Source organism: Pseudomonas sp. SJZ074 (assembly GCF_007828215.1).
GTDB lineage: Bacteria > Pseudomonadota > Gammaproteobacteria > Pseudomonadales > Pseudomonadaceae > Aquipseudomonas.
Genome location: NZ_VIUE01000011.1, coordinates 79,803 through 101,843, shown reverse-complemented (window position 1 = coordinate 101,843; position 22,041 = coordinate 79,803). Strand labels below are relative to the sequence as shown.

18 protein-coding genes are annotated in these 22,041 nt (G+C 61.8%); 7 read left to right on the top strand and 11 right to left on the bottom strand.

Annotated elements, in window-relative coordinates; genetic code table 11:
- Positions 1-341 precede the first annotated feature (341 nt).
- From FBX99_RS14225 to cobA, 6 genes are all read left to right on the top strand, one after another.
- A complete protein-coding gene (locus FBX99_RS14225; RefSeq protein ID WP_145131838.1) occupies positions 342-1,553 on the top strand; it encodes a NarK/NasA family nitrate transporter in 1,212 nt (403 codons plus the stop codon).
- A 9-nt stretch (positions 1,554-1,562) separates the two neighbouring features.
- On the top strand, positions 1,563-3,233 hold the full coding sequence (locus tag FBX99_RS14220) for a bifunctional protein-serine/threonine kinase/phosphatase (RefSeq protein WP_145131836.1): 1,671 nt from the start codon (positions 1,563-1,565) through the stop codon (positions 3,231-3,233).
- Between the two features lie 455 nt (positions 3,234-3,688).
- The gene (gene nirB / locus FBX99_RS14215; RefSeq protein WP_144924314.1) at positions 3,689-6,142 is read left to right on the top strand and encodes a nitrite reductase large subunit NirB; all 2,454 of its coding nucleotides are present in this window, start codon (positions 3,689-3,691) and stop codon (positions 6,140-6,142) included.
- A complete protein-coding gene (gene nirD, locus FBX99_RS14210) occupies positions 6,139-6,456 on the top strand; it encodes a nitrite reductase small subunit NirD (RefSeq protein WP_145131834.1) in 318 nt (105 codons plus the stop codon). Before nirB ends, nirD begins: the two co-directional genes overlap by 4 nt.
- Positions 6,456-9,173 (top strand): nitrate reductase, encoded by a 2,718-nt coding sequence (locus FBX99_RS14205; protein WP_145131832.1) that lies wholly within the window; start codon positions 6,456-6,458, stop codon positions 9,171-9,173. The genes nirD and FBX99_RS14205 overlap by 1 nt, the downstream gene beginning before the upstream one ends.
- A 10-nt stretch (positions 9,174-9,183) precedes the next feature.
- Positions 9,184-9,933, top strand: coding sequence for a uroporphyrinogen-III C-methyltransferase (cobA, locus tag FBX99_RS14200; protein WP_144924320.1), 750 nt, complete (start codon positions 9,184-9,186; stop codon positions 9,931-9,933).
- An 89-nt stretch (positions 9,934-10,022) separates the two neighbouring features.
- On the opposite strand, the gene FBX99_RS14195 is transcribed toward cobA, so the two are convergent.
- The 8 genes from FBX99_RS14195 to ppsA form a co-directional block, all read right to left on the bottom strand.
- Entirely contained in the window at positions 10,023-11,057 is a 1,035-nt protein-coding gene (locus FBX99_RS14195; RefSeq protein WP_144927445.1) for an OmpA family protein, read from the bottom strand.
- Positions 11,058-11,165: 108 nt separating this feature from the next.
- Positions 11,166-11,756 carry an RNA polymerase sigma factor SigX gene (gene sigX, locus FBX99_RS14190; protein ID WP_047701492.1) on the bottom strand — a complete coding sequence of 197 codons (591 nt, stop codon included), beginning with the start codon at positions 11,754-11,756 and terminating at the stop codon, positions 11,166-11,168.
- Positions 11,757-11,847: 91 nt separating this feature from the next.
- Complete coding sequence (locus FBX99_RS14185; RefSeq protein ID WP_041021634.1) at positions 11,848-12,672, bottom strand: mechanosensitive ion channel domain-containing protein; 825 nt, start codon at positions 12,670-12,672, stop codon at positions 11,848-11,850.
- Positions 12,673-12,674: 2 nt separating this feature from the next.
- Positions 12,675-12,920, bottom strand: coding sequence for a hypothetical protein (locus FBX99_RS14180; RefSeq protein ID WP_014337331.1), 246 nt, complete (start codon positions 12,918-12,920; stop codon positions 12,675-12,677).
- A gap of 62 nt (positions 12,921-12,982) precedes the next feature.
- Complete coding sequence (locus tag FBX99_RS14175) at positions 12,983-13,978, bottom strand: zinc transporter ZntB (protein WP_145131830.1); 996 nt, start codon at positions 13,976-13,978, stop codon at positions 12,983-12,985.
- Between the two features lie 25 nt (positions 13,979-14,003).
- Positions 14,004-14,495: a ribonuclease E activity regulator RraA gene (gene rraA, locus FBX99_RS14170; protein WP_145131828.1), complete on the bottom strand. Its 492-nt coding sequence runs from the start codon at positions 14,493-14,495 to the stop codon at positions 14,004-14,006.
- 126 nt (positions 14,496-14,621) lie between these two features.
- Positions 14,622-15,611 (bottom strand): alpha/beta fold hydrolase, encoded by a 990-nt coding sequence (locus FBX99_RS14165; RefSeq protein WP_144927436.1) that lies wholly within the window; start codon positions 15,609-15,611, stop codon positions 14,622-14,624.
- Between the two features lie 196 nt (positions 15,612-15,807).
- Positions 15,808-18,183 (bottom strand): phosphoenolpyruvate synthase, encoded by a 2,376-nt coding sequence (gene ppsA / locus FBX99_RS14160; RefSeq protein WP_144927433.1) that lies wholly within the window; start codon positions 18,181-18,183, stop codon positions 15,808-15,810.
- Positions 18,184-18,359: 176 nt separating this feature from the next.
- Here ppsA and FBX99_RS14150 point away from each other — a divergent pair, with 176 nt between their 5' ends.
- Positions 18,360-19,178: a pyruvate, water dikinase regulatory protein gene (locus tag FBX99_RS14150; RefSeq protein WP_042732259.1), complete on the top strand. Its 819-nt coding sequence runs from the start codon at positions 18,360-18,362 to the stop codon at positions 19,176-19,178.
- Positions 19,179-19,306: 128 nt separating this feature from the next.
- Here the strand turns inward: FBX99_RS14150 and FBX99_RS14140 are convergent, their stop codons facing one another.
- From FBX99_RS14140 to FBX99_RS14130, 3 genes are all read right to left on the bottom strand, one after another.
- Positions 19,307-19,786 (bottom strand): GNAT family N-acetyltransferase, encoded by a 480-nt coding sequence (locus FBX99_RS14140; protein WP_144927427.1) that lies wholly within the window; start codon positions 19,784-19,786, stop codon positions 19,307-19,309.
- 129 nt (positions 19,787-19,915) lie between these two features.
- The gene (locus tag FBX99_RS14135; RefSeq protein WP_144927424.1) at positions 19,916-21,247 is read right to left on the bottom strand and encodes a sensor histidine kinase; all 1,332 of its coding nucleotides are present in this window, start codon (positions 21,245-21,247) and stop codon (positions 19,916-19,918) included.
- Positions 21,244-21,924 carry a response regulator gene (locus FBX99_RS14130; RefSeq protein WP_047701500.1) on the bottom strand — a complete coding sequence of 227 codons (681 nt, stop codon included), beginning with the start codon at positions 21,922-21,924 and terminating at the stop codon, positions 21,244-21,246. Before FBX99_RS14130 ends, FBX99_RS14135 begins: the two co-directional genes overlap by 4 nt.
- Between the last annotated feature and the right edge of the window lie 117 nt (positions 21,925-22,041).

The window sequence follows — 22,041 nt, the reverse complement described above, 5'->3', positions numbered from 1 at the left end:
GTCCAACATTAATGTCGACTGAGCCACCGTCTTCGCGAGCAAGCCCGCTCCCACAGGTTGCATGCCCCCCCTGAAAATCCAATGTGGGAGCGATTGCTCGCGATAGCCCTTACGCCAATCCCTCCTGTTGGCACAGATCTCGCTTAAGCAACCCCACAGGTAACCAACGGCGGTTGCCCCACCTACGACAAAGACGTCGCACACCCTGCTCGCCCACTGGCGATTCGGGTTGCGGCGTTTTTTTGCTTTGGCCCCACCGTCCGGGGTCGGTGGGGTCGCCGTCGCGGCGCACCACTTCGAAGCACTGACTTTTTTCGAGACTTTCACAGCTGAGGTGCGCGATGAATTCAAGCTTCTGGAAATCCGGCCACACCCCGACCCTGTTCGCGGCCTTTCTCTACTTCGATCTGAGCTTCATGGTCTGGTACCTGCTCGGTCCACTGGCGGTGCAGATCTCCGCCGATTTGCACCTGAGCACTCAACAACGCGGCCTGATGGTGGCAACGCCGATCCTGGCCGGCGCCGTGCTGCGCCTGTTCATGGGCCTGCTGGCCGACCGGATTTCGCCAAAGACCGCCGGCATGGTCGGCCAGGTGATCGTGATCGGCGCGCTGTTCTGCGCCTGGAAGCTGGGGATCCACAGCTACGAACAGGCACTGCTGTTGGGCCTGTTCCTGGGCATGGCCGGTGCGTCGTTTGCCGTCGCCCTGCCATTGGCGTCCCAGTGGTATCCGCCGCAACATCAGGGCAAAGCCATGGGCATTGCCGGTGCCGGTAACTCGGGCACCGTATTCGCCGCGATCATCGCGCCAGTGATGGCCGCCGCCTTCGGCTGGGGCAACGTGTTCGGTTTCGCGCTGATCCCGCTGGTCCTGACCCTGGTCATCTTCACCTGGCTGGCCAAAAACGCTCCCGAGCGGCCGAAAGCCAAATCCATGGCCGATTACCTCAAGGCCCTGGGTGACCGTGACAGCTGGTGGTTCATGTTCTTCTACAGCGTAACCTTCGGCGGCTTCATCGGCCTGGCCAGCGCCCTGCCCGGCTACTTCAACGACCAGTACAGCCTGAGTCCCGTGACCGCCGGCTACTACACCGCGGCCTGCGTCTTCGGCGGCAGCCTGATGCGGCCGTTGGGCGGCGCCCTGGCGGATCGTTTCGGCGGCATCCGCACCTTGCTGGGCATGTACACCGTGGCGGCCATCTGCATCGCGGCGGTGGGCTTCAACCTGCCCAACTCCTACGCGGCACTGGCACTGTTCGTCTGCACCATGCTCGGTCTCGGCGCGGGTAACGGCGCCGTGTTCCAACTGGTGCCACAACGTTTCCGCCGCGAAATCGGCGTGATGACCGGGTTGATCGGCATGGCCGGCGGCATCGGTGGCTTCGCCCTCGCGGCGGGCATGGGCGCGATCAAGCAAAGCACCGGCAGCTACCAATTGGCGCTGTGGTTGTTCGCCAGCTTGGGCGTGCTGGCCTGGTTCGGCCTGCACGGCGTCAAGCGTCGCTGGAGAACCACCTGGGGCTCGGCAGCCGTCACTGCGGCTCGGGTATAAACAGCAGCCATGAGTCTGCAACTGAGTTTCGCCGAAGCCACGGCCATCGGCCCGCGGGAGGAAAACCAGGACGCCCTGCGCCTGGTTACCCCGGCTCCGGCCCTGGCCGCCAGCAAAGGCTACCTGTTCGCCATTGCCGACGGCGTAAGCCAATGCGCCGACGGCGGGCTGGCCGCCCGTTCGACCTTGCAGGCCCTGGCCCTGGACTATTACTCCACGCCGCAAACCTGGGGCGTGGCCCAGGCGCTGGACCGGCTGTTGCTGGCACAGAATCGCTGGTTGCAGGCCAACGGTGGCGGGCAGCCGCTACTCACCACCGTCAGTGCCCTGGTGCTGCGTGGCCGGCGCTTCACCCTCGCCCACGTCGGCGATTGCCGGGTCTACCGCTGGCATGCCGATCATCTGCAACGGGTCAGCGAGGATCACGTCTGGGAGCAGCAAGGCATGCAACATGTGCTCAAGCGCGCCCTGGGGCTGGATCAACATCTGGTCCTGGACTTCCTCGACGGCGAACTGCGCACAGAAGAAACCTTCGTGCTGCTCAGCGACGGCGTCTGGGCGGTCCTGGGGGACACGGCCATTGCCGGCATCCTTCGGGACCAGCCGGACCTGAACCTCGCCGCCCAGACACTGATCAACGCCGCGCACCTGGCCGGTAGCCAGGACAACGCCAGCGCCTTGCTGGTACGGGTCGATGCGCTGGGCGAAGCGAGCATCGGCGATGCGCTGATCCAGCTGCAGCAATGGCCGCTGCCCCCAGCCCTGAAACCGGGCCAGGCGTTCGAGGGCTGGCAGGTCGAAGGGCTGCTCGGCCAGAGCCAGCAATCGCTGCTCTACCGGGTATACGACGTCCAGGGCCAGCCATGGCTGCTGAAAACCCTGCCGGTGCAGCTACGGGACGACAGCCGCGCCGGGCAGGCACTGCTGTCGGAAGAATGGTTTCTCAAGCGGGTCGCCGGCAGGCAGTTTCCGGAAGTCCACGGCGTTCCCCAGCGCCAGCACCTGTATTACGTGATGCGCGAATATCCGGGCATGACCCTGGCCGAGCTGTTCCACCAGTCCGGCGCCTTGCCCTTGGCGCAATGGCTGGACCTGGCGCAACGGCTGGTGCGGGCGGTGGGGTTGCTGCATCGACGGCAGATCTACCACCGCGACATCAAGCCGGAAAACCTGCACCTGGGGGACGATGGCGAACTGCGGTTATTGGATTTCGGGCTGGCGTACTGCCCCGGCTTGTCCGAAGACCAGGCCAACGTGTTGCCGGGCACACCCAGCTATATCGCACCGGAAGCCTTCGGCGGTGTCGCACCGACGGCGCAACAGGACCTGTATGCCGTCGGGGTGACCCTGTATTTCCTGCTGACAGGGCATTATCCCTACGGCGAAGTCGAGGCCTTCCAGCGACCGCGCTTTGGCGTGCCAGTCAGCGCCAGCCGCTATCGGCCGGACCTGCCCGAATGGCTCGGCCAAAGCCTGGAGCGCGCCGTTGCAGCGGATCCGCACGAGCGCTTTGAAACCGCCGAGGAATGGTTGCTGTTGCTGGAACAGGGCGAGCGCCGCAGCTTGAGCATCAGGCCCCGGCCATTGTTGGAGCGCGAACCGTTGAAGGTCTGGCGGACCTTGGCGTTGGTGTCGTTGGTGGTGAATATCGTGCTGCTGTTTCTGGTGTTCCACAGCTGAGATCCGGTTGCGCCCATCGCGAGCAGGCTCGCTCCCACAAGGGTCTGCTGTGTACACCTACCTTGTGCGCGCCTTCGATCCATTGTGGGAGCGAGCCTGCTCGCGATGGCGGCCTCTCGGCCAACTCCCCTCTCTCGCCCCACGCGCCATTACCGTGCAACACGCTTTGATTCAGTGCAATAACTCCCCCTCCAGCGCGCGCAGCCGCCGTCACACCCAATAAAACCGTGCCACGAAGCCACTTGGCACAACCACTGCATAACCTCTCTCACCATACATAAAGCAACGCCTCCAACGATGAAGGCGGTGCTTCCCGAGAGAACGGGACCAGGACAAAGGCGTCCTCGCTAGCACACTAGCGGGACGCCTTTTTTTGTTTTCGAAAAATTGCCGAGCCAGTCCGATCACCGTGATGAAACGTGACGAAACCGGGCCTGGGCTTGCGGAGAACCCTGATGAAAAAACTCAAACTGGTGATGATCGGCAATGGCATGGCCGGGGTTCGAACCCTCGAGGAGTTGCTCAAGCTGAGCAATGAGCTGTACGACATCACGGTGTTCGGCGCCGAGCCCCACACCAACTACAACCGCATCCTGCTTTCCCCCGTGCTCGCTGGCGAGCAGACCTTCGAAGACATCGTTCTCAACGATCTGAGCTGGTACCAGGACAACCACATCAACCTGCTGCTTAACCGCAAGGTCGTGGAGATCGACCGGATCAAGCGTCGGGTCATCGCCGAAGACGGCACCGAGGCCGAGTACGATCGCCTGCTGATCGCCACCGGTTCCACGCCATTCATCCTGCCGATTCCCGGCCACACGCTCGACGGCGTCATCGGCTATCGCGACATCGCCGACACCCAGGCGATGATCGAAACCGCCAGGACCCACAAGCACGCCGTGGTGATCGGCGGCGGCCTGCTGGGCCTGGAAGCCGCCAATGGTTTGAAGCTGCGGGGCATGGACGTGACCGTGGTGCACCTCGGTGAATGGTTGTTGGAACGGCAGTTGGACAAGACCAGCGGCCAATTACTGCAAACCGCCCTGGAAGACCGTGGCCTGAAATTTCGCCTCAACGAGCAGACCCAGGCCCTCCACGACGCCGGCAATGGCCGGGTCGGTTCGGTGCAGTTCAAGAACGGCGACGTCATTCCCGCTGATCTGGTGGTGATGGCTGCCGGCATCCGCCCCAACGTCGAACTCGCGGAAAAAGCCGGCATCCCATGCAGCCGCGGGATCCTGGTCAACGACACCATGCAGACCTATGACCCGCGCATCTACGCCATCGGCGAGTGCGCCAACCACCGCGGCACCGCCTACGGCTTGGTGGCCCCGCTGTTCGAACAGGCCAAGGTCTGCGCCAATCACCTCGCACAACTGGGTTTTGCCACCTATAAAGGCTCGGTGACCTCGACCAAGCTCAAGGTGACCGGCATCGACCTGTTCTCCGCCGGCGACTTCATGGGCGGCGAAGGCACCGAGACCATCACCCTCTCCGACCCCATCGGCGGCGTCTACAAGAAACTGGTGATCAAGGATGACGTGCTGGTCGGCGCCTGCCTGTACGGCGATACAGCAGATGGCGGCTGGTACTTCCGCCAGATCCGTGAGAACGCCGCCATCGGCGAAATCCGCGATCACCTGATGTTCGGTGAAAATGCCTTGGGCGACGTCGGCCATCAGGGCCAGGACAAAGCCATGAACATGGCCGATTCCGCTGAAGTCTGCGGTTGCAACGGCGTGTGCAAGGGCACCATCGTCAAGGCGATTCAGGAGCACGGCCTGTTCAGCGTCGATGACGTGAAAAAACACACCAAGGCCGCCAGCTCCTGTGGTTCCTGCGCCGGTCTGGTCGAACAGATCCTCATCAACACCGTCGGCGGCGCGGCCGACGTCAAGCCGAAAAGCGAAAAAGCCATCTGCGGCTGCAGCGACCTCAACCACGGCCAAATCCGTCAGGCGATCCGCGACGAGCACCTGCTGACCATCGCCGGCACCATGAACTACCTGAACTGGCGCACCCCGAACGGCTGCGCCACCTGCCGCCCGGCACTGAACTACTACCTGATTTCCACCTGGCCTGGCGAAGCCCACGACGATCCGCAATCCCGGCTGATCAACGAACGTGCCCACGCCAACATCCAGAAGGATGGCACCTACTCGGTCGTCCCGCGGATGTGGGGCGGCGTGACCACGCCGTCGGAGCTGCGGCGCATTGCCGACGTGGCTGACAAATACAGTGTGCCGATGGTCAAGGTCACCGGCGGGCAGCGCATCGACTTGCTGGGCATCAAGAAGCAGGATCTGCCCGGCGTCTGGGCAGACCTCGATATGCCGTCCGGCCATGCCTATGGCAAATCCATCCGCACCGTGAAAACCTGCGTGGGCAGCGAGTTCTGTCGCTTTGGTACGCAGAACTCCACGCAACTGGGCATCGAACTGGAACACGACCTGTTCAACATGTGGTCGCCGCACAAGGTGAAGCTGGCCGTCTCCGGCTGCCCTCGCAACTGCTCGGAAGCCGGCATCAAGGACGTGGGCATTATCGGTGTCGATTCCGGCTGGGAGATGTACATCGGCGGCAATGGCGGAATCAAGACCGAGGTCGCCGAGTTCTTCGTCAAGCTCAAGACCGCCGAGCAAGTGCGCGAATACAACGGTGCCTTCCTGCAGCTATACCGCGAAGAAGCCTTCTACCTCGAGCGCACCGTGCATTACATGCAGCGGGTCGGCATGGAGCACATCAAGAAAGCCGTGCTCGAAGACCCGGCGCGGCGCAAGGCCCTTCACGAGCGCCTGAAGTTTTCCCTGTCGCTGGAACAGGACCCGTGGAAACAACGCCTGGAACAGCCTCAGTTGAAGAAAGAGTTCGAGGTCATCCCCGTGAAAAACCTGGAGGTGCCGGCATGAACTGGCTGGATATCTGCGCACTGGAAGACATCAATGCCCTGGGCTCGCGCATCATCAACGGCCCGAAGGGCGATATCGCGATTTTTCGTACCAGCGACGATGAAGTGTTCGCACTCGATGACCGCTGCCCGCACAAGGGTGGTCCGTTATCCCAGGGCTTGATCTACGGCAAGCGCGTGGCCTGCCCGCTGCACAATTGGCAGATCGACCTGGAAACCGGCCAGGCCCAGGCGCCGGATGTGGGTTGTGCCCATCAGCATTCGGCACGGGTCGAGAACGGCCGGGTGCTGTTGGCGCTAAGGGACGCAAGCTGATGAACCGCCAGACCACTGCCTCGACCTGCTGTTACTGCGGGGTCGGTTGCGGCGTGCTGATCGAACATGACGACGAGCGCATCCTCGGCGTCAGTGGCGATCCCACCCATCCGGCCAATTTCGGCAAACTGTGCAGCAAGGGCTCGACCCTGCACCTGACCGGCGACCTCGCAGCTCGGGCCCTGTACCCCGAGCTGCGCCTGGGCAAAGGCCTGGCCCGCGCCCGCACCGACTGGGACAGCGCCCTGGAACACGCCGCCAGCGTATTCGCCGAAACCATCGCCGAACACGGTCCCGACAGCGTGGCGTTCTACATCTCCGGCCAGTTGCTGACCGAGGACTACTACGCCTTCAACAAACTCGCCCGGGCATTGGTGGGCACCAACAACATCGACAGCAATTCCCGGCTGTGCATGTCCTCCGCCGTGGTGGGTTACAAGCGCAGCCTCGGCGCCGACGCCCCGCCCTGCAGCTATGAAGACCTGGAATTGAGCGACTGTGTGATGATCGTCGGCAGTAACATGGCCTACGCCCATCCCATCCTCTTTCGCCGCCTCGAAGAGGCCAAATCCCGCCGGCCGCAGATGAAAATCATCGTCATCGACCCGCGGCGCACCGACACCTGCGACTTGGCGGACCTGCACCTGGCGATCCTTCCGGGCACCGATGTCGCCTTGTTCCATGGGATTTTGCACCTGCTGCTGTGGGAAGACTGGGTCGACCGCGACTTCATCAAGGCCCACACCGAAGGCCTGGCGGACCTGAAGAACCTGGTGCGCGATTACACCCCAGCGATGGTCGCCCAGCTGTGCGGCATCAGCGTCGAGCAACTGAACGAGTGCGCCGAATGGGTCGGCACCTCGCCAAGCTTTCTGTCGTTGTGGTGCATGGGCCTGAACCAGTCCACCGCCGGCAGCGCCAAGAACAGTGCCTTGATCAACCTGCACCTGGCCACCGGACAGATCGGTCGCCCGGGTGCCGGGCCCTTCTCGCTGACTGGCCAGCCCAACGCCATGGGCGGGCGGGAAACCGGCAGTCTGTCGAACCTGCTGCCAGGCCACCGCGAAGCCGCCAACCCGGAGCATCGCGCCGAAGTCGCCGAATACTGGGGCGTCGAGCAACTGCCCGCCAGTCCCGGCTTGAGCGCCATCGAGTTGTTCGAGCAGGTGCGCAACGGCAAGATCAAGGCCTTGTGGATCGCCTGCACCAACCCGGCTCAATCGATGCCGGACCAGACAGCGGTCCGGGCGGCCCTGCAGGCCTGCCCATTCGTGGTGCTGCAAGAGGCCTTCCGCACCACCGAGACCGCCGGGTTTGCCGACCTGCTGTTGCCAGCGGCCAGTTGGGGCGAAAAGGAAGGTTCGGTGACCAACTCCGAACGACGCATTTCCCACGTCCGCCGAGCCATCGGCGCACCGGGCGAAGCACGACCAGACTGGGCCATTACGGTGGATTTCGCACAACGTCTGGAGAAACGTCTGCGGCCGGGCCAGCCCAGCCTGTTCGCCTTCGACACACCTGCGCAGTTGTTCGACGAATACAAGCAATTGACCCGCGGACAGGATCTCGACCTGTCCGGCATCAGCCATGAACTGATCGATCAGCTTGGCCCCCAGCAATGGCCATTCCCGGACGGCGCCACGGTCGGAACGGCCCGCCTGTACGTCGATGGGATTTTCCCCACCGACAACGGCCGTGCGCGGTTCGTCGCCGAACCGTATCGCGCCGCCAGGGAACTGCGTGACGCCCGTTACCCGTTGACCCTCAACACCGGCCGCCTGCGGGATCAGTGGCACGGCATGAGCCGTACCGGCACCGCCGCGCGGTTGTTCGGGCACGTGAACGAAGCCGTACTCAGCCTGCACCCCGACGAGCTGCAGCGCCAGCGCCTGCAAGCGGGCGACCTGGTCAGCCTCAAGAGCCGTCGCGGCAGCGTGATCGTGGCTGTGGACAGCGACGACAGCGTGCGCCCCGGCCAGGCGTTCCTGCCCATGCACTGGGGTGATCGATTCCTCAAAGGCGGCGTGAATACTCTGACTCAACCGGCTTTCGACCCACTGTCGAAACAACCGGAACTCAAGCACAGCGGCGTGCGCCTGGAGCCGGTAAACCTGCCTTGGCAGCTTTTCGCCTTGATCGAAGGCGATGTTCAACAGCATCTTGAGACCTTGCGTCCGCTGTGCGAGGCGTTTGCCTATGTCAGCCTGAGCCTGACTGGCCGTGAACGTCCCGCGCTGCTGATTCGCGCCGCCAGCACCGAAGCGCCTGACCCCGCACTGCTACAAGCGATCGACGAACAACTGGAACTGATCGACGGGCCGGTGTTGGCCTACGACGATCCCCGTCGCGCCATCGGTAAACGGGTGCGGATCGAAAACGGCCGTATCACCGCCATCCGTCTGGCCGGCGAAACCCTCGCCCGCCATTGGTTGCAGAACCTGTGGCAGGAGGGTCGTGCCGACGAGCAACTGCGCCGTTGGTTGTTGGCGCCGTTAAGTGCGCCACCGGGCAACGCTGGCGCAACGGCAGGCGGCAGCAAGACCTTGTGCAACTGCCTGAACGTCAGCCAGCGTGCGATCTGCGCCGGCATTGAACGAGGGCTGGATCTGCAAGGGCTGAAACAGGAACTGGGCTGTGGTACGCAATGCGGCTCCTGCGTCCCGGAAATCAAGCGCCTGCTGGTTGCCACTGCGCAACCGATGGCCGCTCTCTCGTGAGGAAAACACTATGAACGCAAAAGTCTGGCTGGTGGGTGCGGGTCCTGGCGACCCCGAATTGCTGACCCTCAAGGCCGTGCGCGCCCTGCGCGAAGCCGACGTGGTGTTGATCGACGATCTGGTCAACGAGGCGGTGCTGGAACATTGTTGCGGTGCGCGCATCATCGCGGTAGGCAAGCGCGGCGGCTGCCGCTCCACGCCACAAGCCTTCATCCATCGGCTGATGCTGCGCTATGCGCGCCAAGGCAGATGCGTGGTCCGCCTCAAGGGCGGCGACCCGTGCATCTTTGGCCGAGGCGGCGAAGAGGCGCAATGGCTGCGCGAGCATGGCATCGAAGTGGAGCTGGTCAATGGCATCACGGCCGGGCTGGCGGGAGCGACCCAGTGCAATATTCCCTTGACCTTGCGCGGCATTGCCCGGGGCGTAACGCTGGTCACTGCCCACACCCAGGACGGCAGCAGCCTGAACTGGCAAGCCCTGGCGCAAAGCGGGACGACCCTGGTGGTGTATATGGGGGTGGCGAAACTGAGCGAGATCCGCGAGCAACTGCTGGCCGGTGGCCTGGCAGCGGATACCCCCGTAGCCATGATCGAGAATGCCTCCCTGCCTCATCAACGAGACTGCCGTAGCGATCTGGCTTCGATGGAGGCCGACGCAGGTGCGTTTCAACTCAAGAGCCCGGCGATCCTGGTTATCGGTGCAGTGGCAAGCGCCACCGAACTGGCGCAACCTGCCTGGCTTCAAGCCATTGCCCTATAACCCTTTCCCCACAGGCATTTTTCTTTTTCATAAATCGCAGACAAAGAAAAGCCCGGCATAAGCCGGGCTTTTCCCAAACTATGGGCTAATTACTTGCTCTTAGCTTCAGTTTGCGCTTCTACGCGACGGTTGATAGCACGACCGGCTTCAGTGGCGTTGTCGGCAACTGGGCGGGTTTCGCCGTAGCCAACAGACTGAATGCGGGACGCTTCAACACCGTACTGGTTGGTCAGAACCTGCTTAACGGCGTTTGCACGACGCTCGGACAGTTTCTGGTTGTAAGCGTCAGGACCGACGGAGTCAGTGTGACCTTCAACAGTGGTGGTGGTTTCTGGGTACTGCTTCATGAAGTCAGCCAGGTTCTTGATGTCGCCGTAGCTGTTTGGCTTGACGACCGACTTGTCGAAGTCGAATTTCACGTCCAGCTCAACACGTACGGTTTCAGCAGCAGCCGGGCAGCCATCAGCGTCAACGGTTACGTTGGCTGGGGTGTCAGGGCACTTGTCGACGTTGTCGCAGACGCCGTCGTTGTCGCTGTCGGAGCAGACTTCAGCCGGAGCTGGAACTGGAGCAGCAGCAGGCTTGGAGCCGCCACCGAAGTTCACACCGATACCGACGCTTGGAGCCCACTCGGTGTCGCCCTGGTCGATGTTGTACTGAGCTTCAACGCCAGCACGAGCGTAGAAGTTCTCGGTGAAGTACAGCTTGGCGCCGCCGCCAACGTTGGCGAAGGTCGAACGGTTACGACCGCTGGAGCCGTTCTGACCGATGCTCTGGTCGGAGAAACCGGCCGAGACGTACGGACGCAGCATGTCACCTGGGTTGTTGAAGTGGTACAGAGCGTCCAGCGCAGTGTTGGCGCCCTTGATGTTACGACCGTCGTCGGAACGAACGTTGTGCACTTCGTCGTAGCCCAGACGCAGTTCAACGTCGTCGGTCAGGAAGTAACCAACCGAACCGCCGAACAGGTTGCCGTTGTTCTTGAAGTTACGAGCGCTGTCGAATTGCTCTTTCTTGGCGAAGCCTTCGATTTCAACTGCGCCTTGGCCTTGTGCCAGCGCGCCGAACGAAGTAGCGGCAATAAGAGAACCAATGGCAAAGCCCAAGGTGTTTTTCAGTTTCATCCGTTAAATCCCCATCTGGTGATTGTGAAGCAGTCCCGCAAACCGGGGGACAACTCGGCGGCAAGTCTATCAGAACTTGCCTACACGTAAGAGATATTTGCGCCGAAGTTAAGTTTCGGCAGTACCTGCAAATTTCTCACGCAGCTTATCGAGAGCGCGCTTGTAACGCATTTTTGTCGCGCTCAAACCCATGTGCATTATGTCTGCGATCTCTTGGAATTCCAGTTCTGCGACAAATCGTAGCACCAGAATTTCACGGTCGATCGGGTTCACATAAACCAGCCAGCGATCGAGTCCACCCTTTTCCTCGGGCTTGGGCGCCTTTTCTTCGGACGCTTCCTCGAGAGGGTCAAGGCTCAAAGCGTCCATCAAGCGACGCTTTCGCCGTTCCTTGCGATACTGTGTGATGCATTCGTTGTACGTGATGCTATATAGCCATGTCTTGAACTTCGATTTCCCCTCGAAGTTCTTCAGGCCATACAGCACCTTCAACATCACCTCCTGACAGACATCGTCAGCGTCGCGATCGTTCCCCAGATAACGTGCACAGACGTTAAATAATGTACGTTGGTAACGGCGCATCAACTCTTCGTAAGCACGTGTTACGTGGAACAGCTCCGTATGCGCGCGCGCGACCAACTCCTCATCAGAGAGATCACGGGGGTCATAGCGCGTGGACAGCGATTGGGGTTTGTTCAAAACAAGTCGGGCCGACGGTCTAGGTCAATGTGCGCCACAGCCTGCGCTGGCAGGCATTTTGCGGCGGCATACATTAGCAGAGTTTGCCGGGTTAGCGGCTACTCACATGCTGCTCCAGCAGGATCCGATTGGAGAGCGACACCAATTCGCCCTCCTCGGTCAGCAATGTGGTCTTCACCGTGCCGATCTCCTCGATCTGGCCTTCGACCTCGCCAACCCGCACTTGTTGCCCGACTTCATACAGCTCACGCACATAGATTCCCGCGAGAATCTGGCCGGCGATTTCCCGGCTTCCCAACCCCATTGCCAGCGCGATCGCCAGACCAACGGTAATCAATACGATCACGATCACATGGTTGAGCAGGTCCGTCTTGACCTCCAACTGGCTGATCGCGACAGAAATACTGATGATGATCACCAGACCCTGGGCGATTCGCCCCAGGCCCGAGGCGTAATCCAGCCCTACACCTTCGGCTGCGCCGCGCACCAGCCCATTGGCCAGCTGGGCCAGCAGCACACCGACCAACAACACCAGAGCCGCCCCGAACACCTTGGGCAGGTACAACGCAAGCATGTCGAGGGTGGCCGAAACCCGCTGAAGCCCCAGGGATTCAGCCGCAGAGACGAGAAAGATAAGCAGCACGAACCAGTAGACAATCTTGCCCACCAGGGTCGAGATCGGTACCTGGATGCCGCCTCGGGACAGCAGCTTGGTCAGGCCCGTGCCGCCCATCAGGCGATCCAGCCCCAGTTTGGCGAGCAGCTTGGACAGCAGCGTGTCCAGCAACTTGGCCACGACGAACCCCAACAGCACCACCACCAGGGCACCGAACAGGTTCGGGATGAAGTTGGCCACCTTGGTCCACAACGCAGTCATGGCCGCGACGAGGCTCTGGGTCCAGAGATTCAATTCCATATTCAATCAGCCTTATCAGCGGTGCGGGTAACAGGTTTACGACGGGAAACCGGCGAGACATGGGCCGACCCGTTGTTCAAGGCGATCATCAGCGCGGGCAGCCAACGGCCCAGCAGGCTGAACAGATCGCCCGCGCCGACCTGTCGGTTGGCGGTTTTCAGCACACGCCCCAGGCAGGCATCGTCGTCCCGGCTGGAGGGCGAGGCCTTGAGCATGTCGCGCAAAGACTGTTCAAACGGATCGTGCATACGCACCTCTCGTAATGTCTGTGAAAGACGCGATCAAATTTCGTCGGGTCACATGAAACCTGTTATACCCAGCGCAGACGGCGGAACAACCACCACTGCCCCAGCGCCACGCAGACCATCAGCAGACAGGCGACCAGGAAGCCATAAGGGCTTTGTGAGAGCGGAATACCACCGACATTGATGCCCAGCAGGCCCGTGAGAAAACTCATCGGCAGGAAGATCCCGGTGATGATGCCGAAACGGTACATCGTCCGGTTCATGCGCACGGAAAGGCGCCGGTCTTCAGCTTCCAGCACAAGCCCCACGCGCTCCCGGGTCAATTCCAGTTCTTCGAGATAGCGGGTCAGGCTGTTGTTCAATTCATTCCAGTAATCGCCATCGTCCTCGACGAACCAAGGCAGTTTGATGCGCGACATCTGGCCGAAAATGTCCCGCTGCGGCGCCAGGAACCGCTTCAGTCCGGCAGCCCGGCGACGAATGTGCAAAATGGCATCGTGCTCGGGCGTATACCGTTCGTCGGCGTCGAGCATTTCTTCTTCGCCATCGACGATTTCCGAGAGCTGGGAAACCAGGTCCTGGACCTTGTTGGTCAGGTACTGCGCCATATAAAGGATGAGTTCGGAGGCGGTTTTCGGTCCCTTGCCTTCGGCCAAGTGCGCCAATAGCTCATCGGTGGCACGCAGAGGACGAAGACGCAGGGAGATCACGCGCTGGGCGGAGGCGAAAATCCGCACCGAGACCATGTCTTCCGGCTCCGCGCCCGGATTGAGGTTGATGCCCCTGAGGAATAGCAGCAGCTCGGCTTCCGGCAACGGCAACAGACGTGGCCGGGTGTTTTCCTCAAGCAGCAGATCGCAGTTGAACTCGCTCAGCCCACTGGATTTGCGCAACCAGGTATGGGTCTGCGGATGGCTGCGATCCCAATGCAGCCACAGGCTTTCGTGGGCCTGCAACTGCAGATCGTCGAGCTCGGTCCGGGCAATCGAACGCGCGCCGCCCTTACCGTCCAGCACCAGGGCATGCACCAGCCCCCACTGCGCGTTTTCTTCCTCGAACATCCTCATCCCTTACGACTTTGACGCTTCATTCAGGCATTTTCAGCGGGCTTGGCGAGACGATCACACCGTTATTGTCCGCATAGACATATTCGCCCGGACGAAACGTCACGCCGGCAAAGGTCACGGCCACATTAAGATCACCGATACCGCGCTTGTCGGTTTTCATGGGATGGCTGGCGAGGGCCTGGACGCCGAGGTCGGTCTGGGCGATGACATCCACGTCGCGGATGCAGCCGTAGATCACCAGCCCTTCCCAGCCATTTTTCGCAGCTTTCTCGGCCAGCATGTCCCCTAGCAACGCCCGCCGCAGGGAGCCTCCACCGTCGACAACCAATACCTTGCCGTTGCCCTTGAGTTCGACCTGCTCCTTGACCCTGGAGTTGTCCTCGAAGCACTTGATGGTCACGATTTCACCGCCAAACGAATCGCGGCCGCCGAAATTGCTGAACATCGGTTCCAACACCTGTACCAGGTCCGGGTAGGCATCGCACAGGTCGGGCGTGAGGTAATGGTTCATCGAACTACTCCTGAAAGGCTGGAACGTCAGACTGGATGAGTAACTGTTTGTGACCGGAACCGTTTAACGCGTCATATCTTAGCCGCAAGCCGACCAGAGCGAAATGCCCTTGTCAGAGCCTTTGCCTCAGACTGCCTCGGCCAGACTGGGCAGCTCTGCTTGCAATAACGCAACCTGATCGTCCAGCCAACGCGCGACCAGCGGCCAGACTTCGGCCTGCGCAGCTTTGCTGACCAGCATCTCGACATGACCGAAATCGTCCTTGAAACCCTGTTCCCGACCCAGGCACACGAACTGCTTGTGCTCGGAGCCAATCTGCTCGAACAGCTTGCGGCAAGCCCAGGTCGGGTCCTGGTGATCGCCGGCGGCGCTCACGGCCAGCACCGGCACCTGCACCTCGGCCAGCCCCGCCCACCAGTCCTTTTCGGCATCGCCGAAACGTCCGAACAAGCCGTACCAACGCATGCTTTCCAGGGCCAGGCCGATGGGCTCGTCCTCGGGGCCGCGCTTGAGCCTCGAACCGGACAATTGAGCAAAGCGCTTGAGGATGAAGCGGCTGCTCCACTCCACCGGCGGAATCTTCAGCGGCCAGTAGGTACGGCTGACCTGGGTGCCGAAGAACGCCGCCGACGCCACGGCCGGCTCGCCCAGGTAGTGGCCGCCCAAGGCTGCCGCCAGGGTGATGCCCCCCAGGGAATGGCCGATCCAGTGCGGCACCTGCCCGCTCTGTTCGCGCACAAAGGCGCCGATGGCCGGCAAGTCGTAGCGGGCGTAGTCGGCCACCCGATTGTTGCGATAGTCCTGGTTGCGCTGGGACAGCCCATGCCCGCGCATCTCGGGAATCCATACATCGAATCCCAACCGCGTCAGGTACGCCCCCAGGCCCAGCCCCTTGGGCGAGTACCAGAAGCGCCGGTTGGAGAAGCTGCCGTGCAACAGGATCACCGGGACGCCGCGGACCTGGCCGGCGTCGGCCATGCCCAGGCGGGTGACAGCCAGTTCGACACTAGGGTCCGGGCTGTTGCCGGGTTTCAGCCGGTAGACGTCTTCGCTCAGATCGCCACGCCGCTCGGCACTGATCAGGGCGACAGGAAACAGGTTGCTGCTGCTTTGCATAATACTCTTGCACAAAAAAGGGCGGCTTCCGTCAGGAGCCCGCCCTGTTTCAATCAAAAGGGACCTCTCAGCCAGTCAAGCCGCAGAACATGTGGGAGCGGGCTTGCTCGCGAAAGCGGTGTACCAGACAACATCAATGCTGACTGTTCCATCGCCTTCGCGAGCAAGCCCGCTCCCACAGGGTCCCTTCACTCAATCAGACCGCGCCTTGGCCCTCAGCCAGGAAGAACCAGGTTTCCAGCACCGAGTCCGGGTTCAGCGACACGCTTTCGATGCCCTGCTCCATCAGCCACTTGGCCAGGTCCGGGTGGTCCGAAGGGCCCTGGCCGCAGATGCCGATGTACTTGCCAGCCTTGTTGCAAGCAGCAATGGCGTTGGCCAGCAGCTTCTTGACCGCCGGGTTCCGCTCGTCGAACAGGTGCGCAATGATTCCGGAATCGCGGTCCAGACCTAGGGTCAACTGGGTCAGGTCGTTGGAGCCGATGGAGAAACCGTCGAAGAACTCGAGGAACTCTTCCGCCAGGATCGCGTTGGATGGCAGTTCGCACATCATGATCACGCGCAAGCCGTTCTCGCCACGGGCCAGACCGTTTTCCGCCAGCAGGTCGACCACCTGGCTCGCTTCGCCCAGGGTGCGCACGAACGGCACCATGATCTCGACGTTGGTCAGGCCCATGTCGTTGCGTACGCGCTTGAGGGCGCGGCATTCGAGCTCGAAGCAGTCACGGAACGTTTCGCTGATGTAGCGCGAAGCGCCGCGGAAACCCAGCATCGGGTTTTCTTCTTCCGGCTCGTAGAGTTTGCCGCCGATCAGGTTGGCGTATTCGTTGGACTTGAAGTCCGACAGGCGCACGATGACCTTTTTCGGATAGAACGCCGCGGCCAGGGTGCTGATACCTTCCACCAGTTTCTCGACATAGAAGCCGACCGGGTCGTCGTAGCCGGCAATGCGCTTGTCGACGCTGTCCTTGATCTCTGGCGGCAAGCCGCTGTAGTTCAGCAAAGCCTTGGGGTGCACGCCGATCATGCGGTTGATGATGAACTCCAGGCGGGCCAGGCCCACGCCGGCGTTCGGCAACTGCGCGAAATCGAAGGCACGGTCCGGGTTGCCGACGTTCATCATGATCTTGAACGGCAGCTCCGGCATGGCGTCCACGGAGTTCTTCTTGATGTCGAAGCCCAGCTCACCTTCGAAGATGTAGCCGGTATCGCCCTCGGCGCAGGAAACGGTTACGCCCTGGCCGTCCTTGAGCAGCTCGGTGGCGTTGCCGCAACCCACCACCGCCGGAATACCCAGTTCACGGGCGATGATCGCCGCGTGGCAGGTACGGCCGCCACGGTTGGTGACGATGGCGCTGGCGCGCTTCATCACCGGCTCCCAATCCGGGTCGGTCATGTCGGAAACCAGTACGTCACCGGCCTGGACCTTGTCCATCTCCGAGACGTCCTTGATGATCCGCACCTTGCCGGCGCCGATGCGCTGACCGATGGCACGACCTTCCACCAGCACGGTGCCGGTTTCCTTGAGCAGGTAGCGCTCCATGACGTTGGCCTGGGTGCGGCTCTTCACGGTTTCCGGGCGGGCCTGCACGATGTACAGCTTGCCGTCGTCACCGTCCTTGGCCCATTCGATGTCCATCGGGCACTTGTAGTGTTGCTCGATGATCATGGCTTGCTTGGCCAGCTCGCTGACTTCGGCGTCGGTCAGGCAGAAACGGGCGCGCTCGGCCTTGTCCACATCGACGGTTTTCACCGAACGACCGGCCTTGGCTTCGTCGCCGTAGATCATCTTGATGGCCTTGCTGCCCAGGTTACGGCGCAGGATGGCAGGGCGACCGGCTTGCAAGGTGCCTTTATGGACGTAGAACTCATCCGGGTTCACCGCGCCCTGGACGACGGTTTCACCCAGGCCGTAGGCACCGGTGATGAACACCACGTCACGGAAGCCCGACTCGGTGTCGAGGGTGAACATCACGCCGGCGGTGCCGGTTTCGGAACGGACCATGCGCTGCACGCCTGCGGACAGGGCGACCAGCTTGTGGTCGAAGCCCTGGTGCACGCGGTAGGAAATGGCACGGTCATTGAAAAGGGAGGCGAAGACTTCCTTGGCGGCGCGGATGACGTTTTCCACGCCACGGATGTTCAGGAAGGTTTCCTGCTGGCCGGCGAAGGAGGCATCCGGCAAGTCTTCGGCGGTGGCCGAGGAACGCACGGCGACAGCAATGTCGGGGTTGCCTTCGGACAGCTTGGCGAAAGCGCTGCGGATTTCGCTGTTCAGTTGCTCCGGGAATTCGGCTTCCATGATCCATTGGCGGATCTGGGCACCGGTCTTGGCCAGGGCATTGACGTCATCGACGTCCAGGGCATCGAGCGCATCGTGGATCTGTTTGTTCAGGCCGCTCAGTTCCAGGAAATCACGATAAGCCTGAGCTGTCGTGGCAAAGCCACCCGGCACCGATACGCCGGCACCGGCGAGGTTACTGATCATCTCGCCCAGGGATGCGTTCTTGCCCCCCACATGCTCCACATCATGGACGCCGAGCTTATCGAGGGAAACTACGTACTCTACCAAGGTGATCTCTCCACTGACTGTGTTGGAAAAGCTCAAGGCACCGGCAACTCCTGGGGAGCGTTGGCCGGCGATATGGCCTGGACCTGGAAAATAAGTGAGAATGCTGGCCATTGGCGGCCGGCAAATCGCGCCTATCATATCCAAGAAACGCTATTAGCTTAAGGCCCAAGGTGCAAATGAAACGATCTGCTTTCTTTATCTCCGATGGTACCGGCATCACCGCCGAAACCCTGGGCCAAAGCCTGCTGGCGCAGTTCGAAAACATTACCTTCACCAAGCTGACACGTCCGTACATCGACAGCGTCGACAAGGCGCGGGCGATGGTACAGCAAATCAATAAAGCCGCCGAAACCGACGGTTTTCGCCCGATCATCTTCGATACCATCGTCAATCAGGACATCCGTGAGATTCTCGCAACGTCCAATGGTTTCATGATCGACATTTTTTCTACCTTCCTGGCGCCCCTGGAGCAGGAACTGAGCGAGCATTCGTCCTACTCGGTCGGCAAATCCCACTCCATCGGCCACAACTCCAATTACATGGAGCGGATCGAGGCGGTCAATTTCGCGCTGGACAACGATGACGGCGCCCGCACGCATTATTACGACAAGGCCGACCTGATCCTAGTGGGGGTGTCGCGTTGTGGTAAGACACCGACGTGTCTGTACATGGCGATGCAGTTCGGCATCCGTGCGGCCAACTATCCGCTGACAGAAGAAGACATGGAGCGCCTGCAACTGCCCAGCGCCCTGCGCGCCCACCAGCACAAGCTGTTCGGCCTGACCATTGACCCGGATCGCCTTACCGCGATCCGCAACGAGCGCAAGCCCAACAGCCGCTACTCAAGCTATGCCCAGTGTGAGTTCGAAGTGCGCGAGGTGGAAAACCTGTTCCGGCGGGAGAATATCCCCCACATCAACTCCACGCATTTTTCCGTGGAGGAGATTTCGGCGAAGATTCTGGTAGAGAAGGGCGTGGAGCGACGGTTCAAGTAGCCGCGGACACTTCACCTGTGGGGGCGGGCTTGCTCGCGAAAGCGGTGCACCAGACAACATCAATACTGACTGTGCCACCGCCTTCGCGAGCAAGCCCGCTCCCACAAGGGTTTTGTGGGTTTTTTGAATCAATCGCCCAGCGACTTGTGCATCGCAATGGCCGCAATACCGCCGATGGCACAGGCCTTGGCGCTTTGCTCAAACCCCAGGCGGCGATAGAACCCATGACTGGTACCCGTGCTGTTCAGGCGTACCTGGGCGAGCCCGCGGCCATGCAACCACGCCTCGATGTCCTGCACCAGCGCCCGCCCGGCCCCGCGCCGAAACCACTCCGGCTGCACATAGCAGAATGCGATCCGACCACTGACCGAAGCCATCGCAACGCCCACCGGCCGCCCATGCAGACGCGCCAGGGTCAGGCGCAACCGCGGGTCGAGCAACCAGAGACGGATACGCGCGGTGGCATTGGTACGGATCCAGGCGGCTACGACGCGCGGGTCGTTACGGTGCTCTGCGGCACAACCGACCCGGATGGAGCGCTCGGCGATCCGGCTGATGATGCCGGCATCGTCGGGCGCGGCCGTGCTGATTTCGATGAAGGTGTCCATTGTCGCTGTTTTCCTCAGTCCTTGAGTCGAGCTGAAAAAACATAGACCCGGATAAGCCGGGTGCGCCAATGGGAATGATTGCAGGAAGCTTCGAGCAGTCAGCTAGAGTGGTGGTTCAGAAATACCACACTAGCGAACCTGCGCCTGTACCGGCATCGTCAATTCCACCCGCAGCCCGTCCGGACGGCTGTCGAAATGCAGACTGCAACCGCATCGCTGGACAATGGCCTGGACGATCGCCAACCCCAGGCCGCAGCCGGTGCTCTGACCGTTGCGCCAGAAGCGCTGGGTCAGGTGCTGGATATCGTCGGCGGCAATGCCGGGGCCATGGTCGCGAACCTGGAAACGCACCCGCTGGCCAATCATCTCCAGGCTCAGTTCCACCACGGTATTCTCCGGAGTATGACGCAGCGCGTTATCCAGAAGGTTGCGCAACGCAGCAATGGAAAGCACCGCCGGCATCTGCACCGGCGCATCGCAAACCCCAGGAGAGACCTGCAGCCTGATTCGCCCGGGCTCGCCACTGGACGCATCCTGGATCGCCAGCCGTGCGACCTGCTCGGCATTGCACTGCACCCCATCGTCAAAAGACAGGCTACCCTCCACCCGGGCCAGCAGTAGCAACTGCTCGAGGGTGCGATGCAGCCGGTCGGCGCCCTCCTCGGCCCGAGCCAGGGACTGGTCGCGCGCGACGCCCTCGGTCATGCGCGCCACTTGCAGATGAGTCTTGATGGCCGTCAAGGGGCTGCGCAGTTCATGGGCCGCATCGCCGGTCAGCCTGCGCTCGCGCTCGATGGTCTTGCCGATACGCTGGAACAGCTGATTCTGGGTTTCCAGCAAAGGGCGCAGCTCACTGGGCAACGGATGGATCTGCAAGGGCTCCAGGGAGTCGGCATTGCGCCGCATCAGCGCATCGCGCATGCGATTGAGCGGCGCCAGGCCCTGGCCGATACCCAGCCACAGCAGGCACAGGCAGCCGAGCAACGCTACCCCCACCGGCACCGAGGCCGCCAGCAGAATCGACATATTGAGCGCTTCCCGCTCGATCTGGCGGTCGGCGGTGGTAATGCGCACATCGCCACGGGCCAGGGTGAAGCTACGCCAGGGCGCGCCGTCGATCATCTGATCGTGAAAACCCATCTTCTCGGCTTCCAGGACCTGTTCCGGGGTGCCGTGGCTACGGGCGAGGATTTCGCCCCGCAAGGAACTGACCTGGCAGGCCATGCCACCGGGAATGCTCAACTGCTCGGCGCTGAAATGCGTGCCCTCGCCCTTGCTGGGCAGCGCCGGCAACTGCTCCAGCAGGCCGGCGACCATCCGCGCCGACGCCACCAGGCGCTGGTCGAGGGAAAACATCATCTGGTTGCGCAGATCGCTGAGCATCCATGCCGCCGCCAGGGCCCAGATCAGGGTGAACGCCGCGCCAAGGGTCAGGCTCAGGCGCAATCGCAGGCTCATCACTTGGAAGGTTCTCCGCCATCGGCCGGCCCCAGGCGATAACCCAGCCCGCGCACCGTCTCGACAATCCCGTTGCCGAGCTTGCGCCGCAGGTGATGGATATGAACGTTCAGGGCGTTGCTTTCCAGTTCGTCATTGAAACCGTACACGCTGTCCTTGAGCTGCTCGGTGGACAGCACCCGGCCACGGCTGTGCAACAGTGCCTGCAACAGTGATTGCTCGCGCCGCGATAAATCCACTGGCTGGCCATCCAGGAGGGTTTCACGGCTGCTGGGGTCGTAAGTCAAGCGACCGTGCTCGATCAGATTGACGCTTCGACCGGCCACGCGTCGCAGCAGGGTGTGCAGGCGCGCCGCCAGTTCGCGCAGGTCGAAGGGCTTGAGCAGATAGTCATCGGCACCCGCTTGCAGACCGTCGACCCGATCGGTCACAGAATCCCGCGCGGTGAGGATCAGCACCGGAATCTCCAGCCCTTGCTGGCGCAATTGCTTGAGCAGTTTAAGGCCGTCCTCATCGGGCAACCCCAGGTCCAGCACCATGACATCGAACTCGGCCACGCCGATCATCGCACGCGCCGCCGAGGCCGACCCCACATGCTCGACAGTCAGGCCCTGGGCCGTAAGACCCGCGACGATCCCGCTGGCGATCAGTTCATCGTCTTCGCACACCAGTACGCGCATGGTAAGCCTCGTGGAAAAAGGTACATTAGGCCGCCGGCCGATTAAGCCGACATTATGCGACGAGTGCGGCAAACATGGGCGATCATTGCGCCATCGGCCCTCGCCGTTTAATCGACG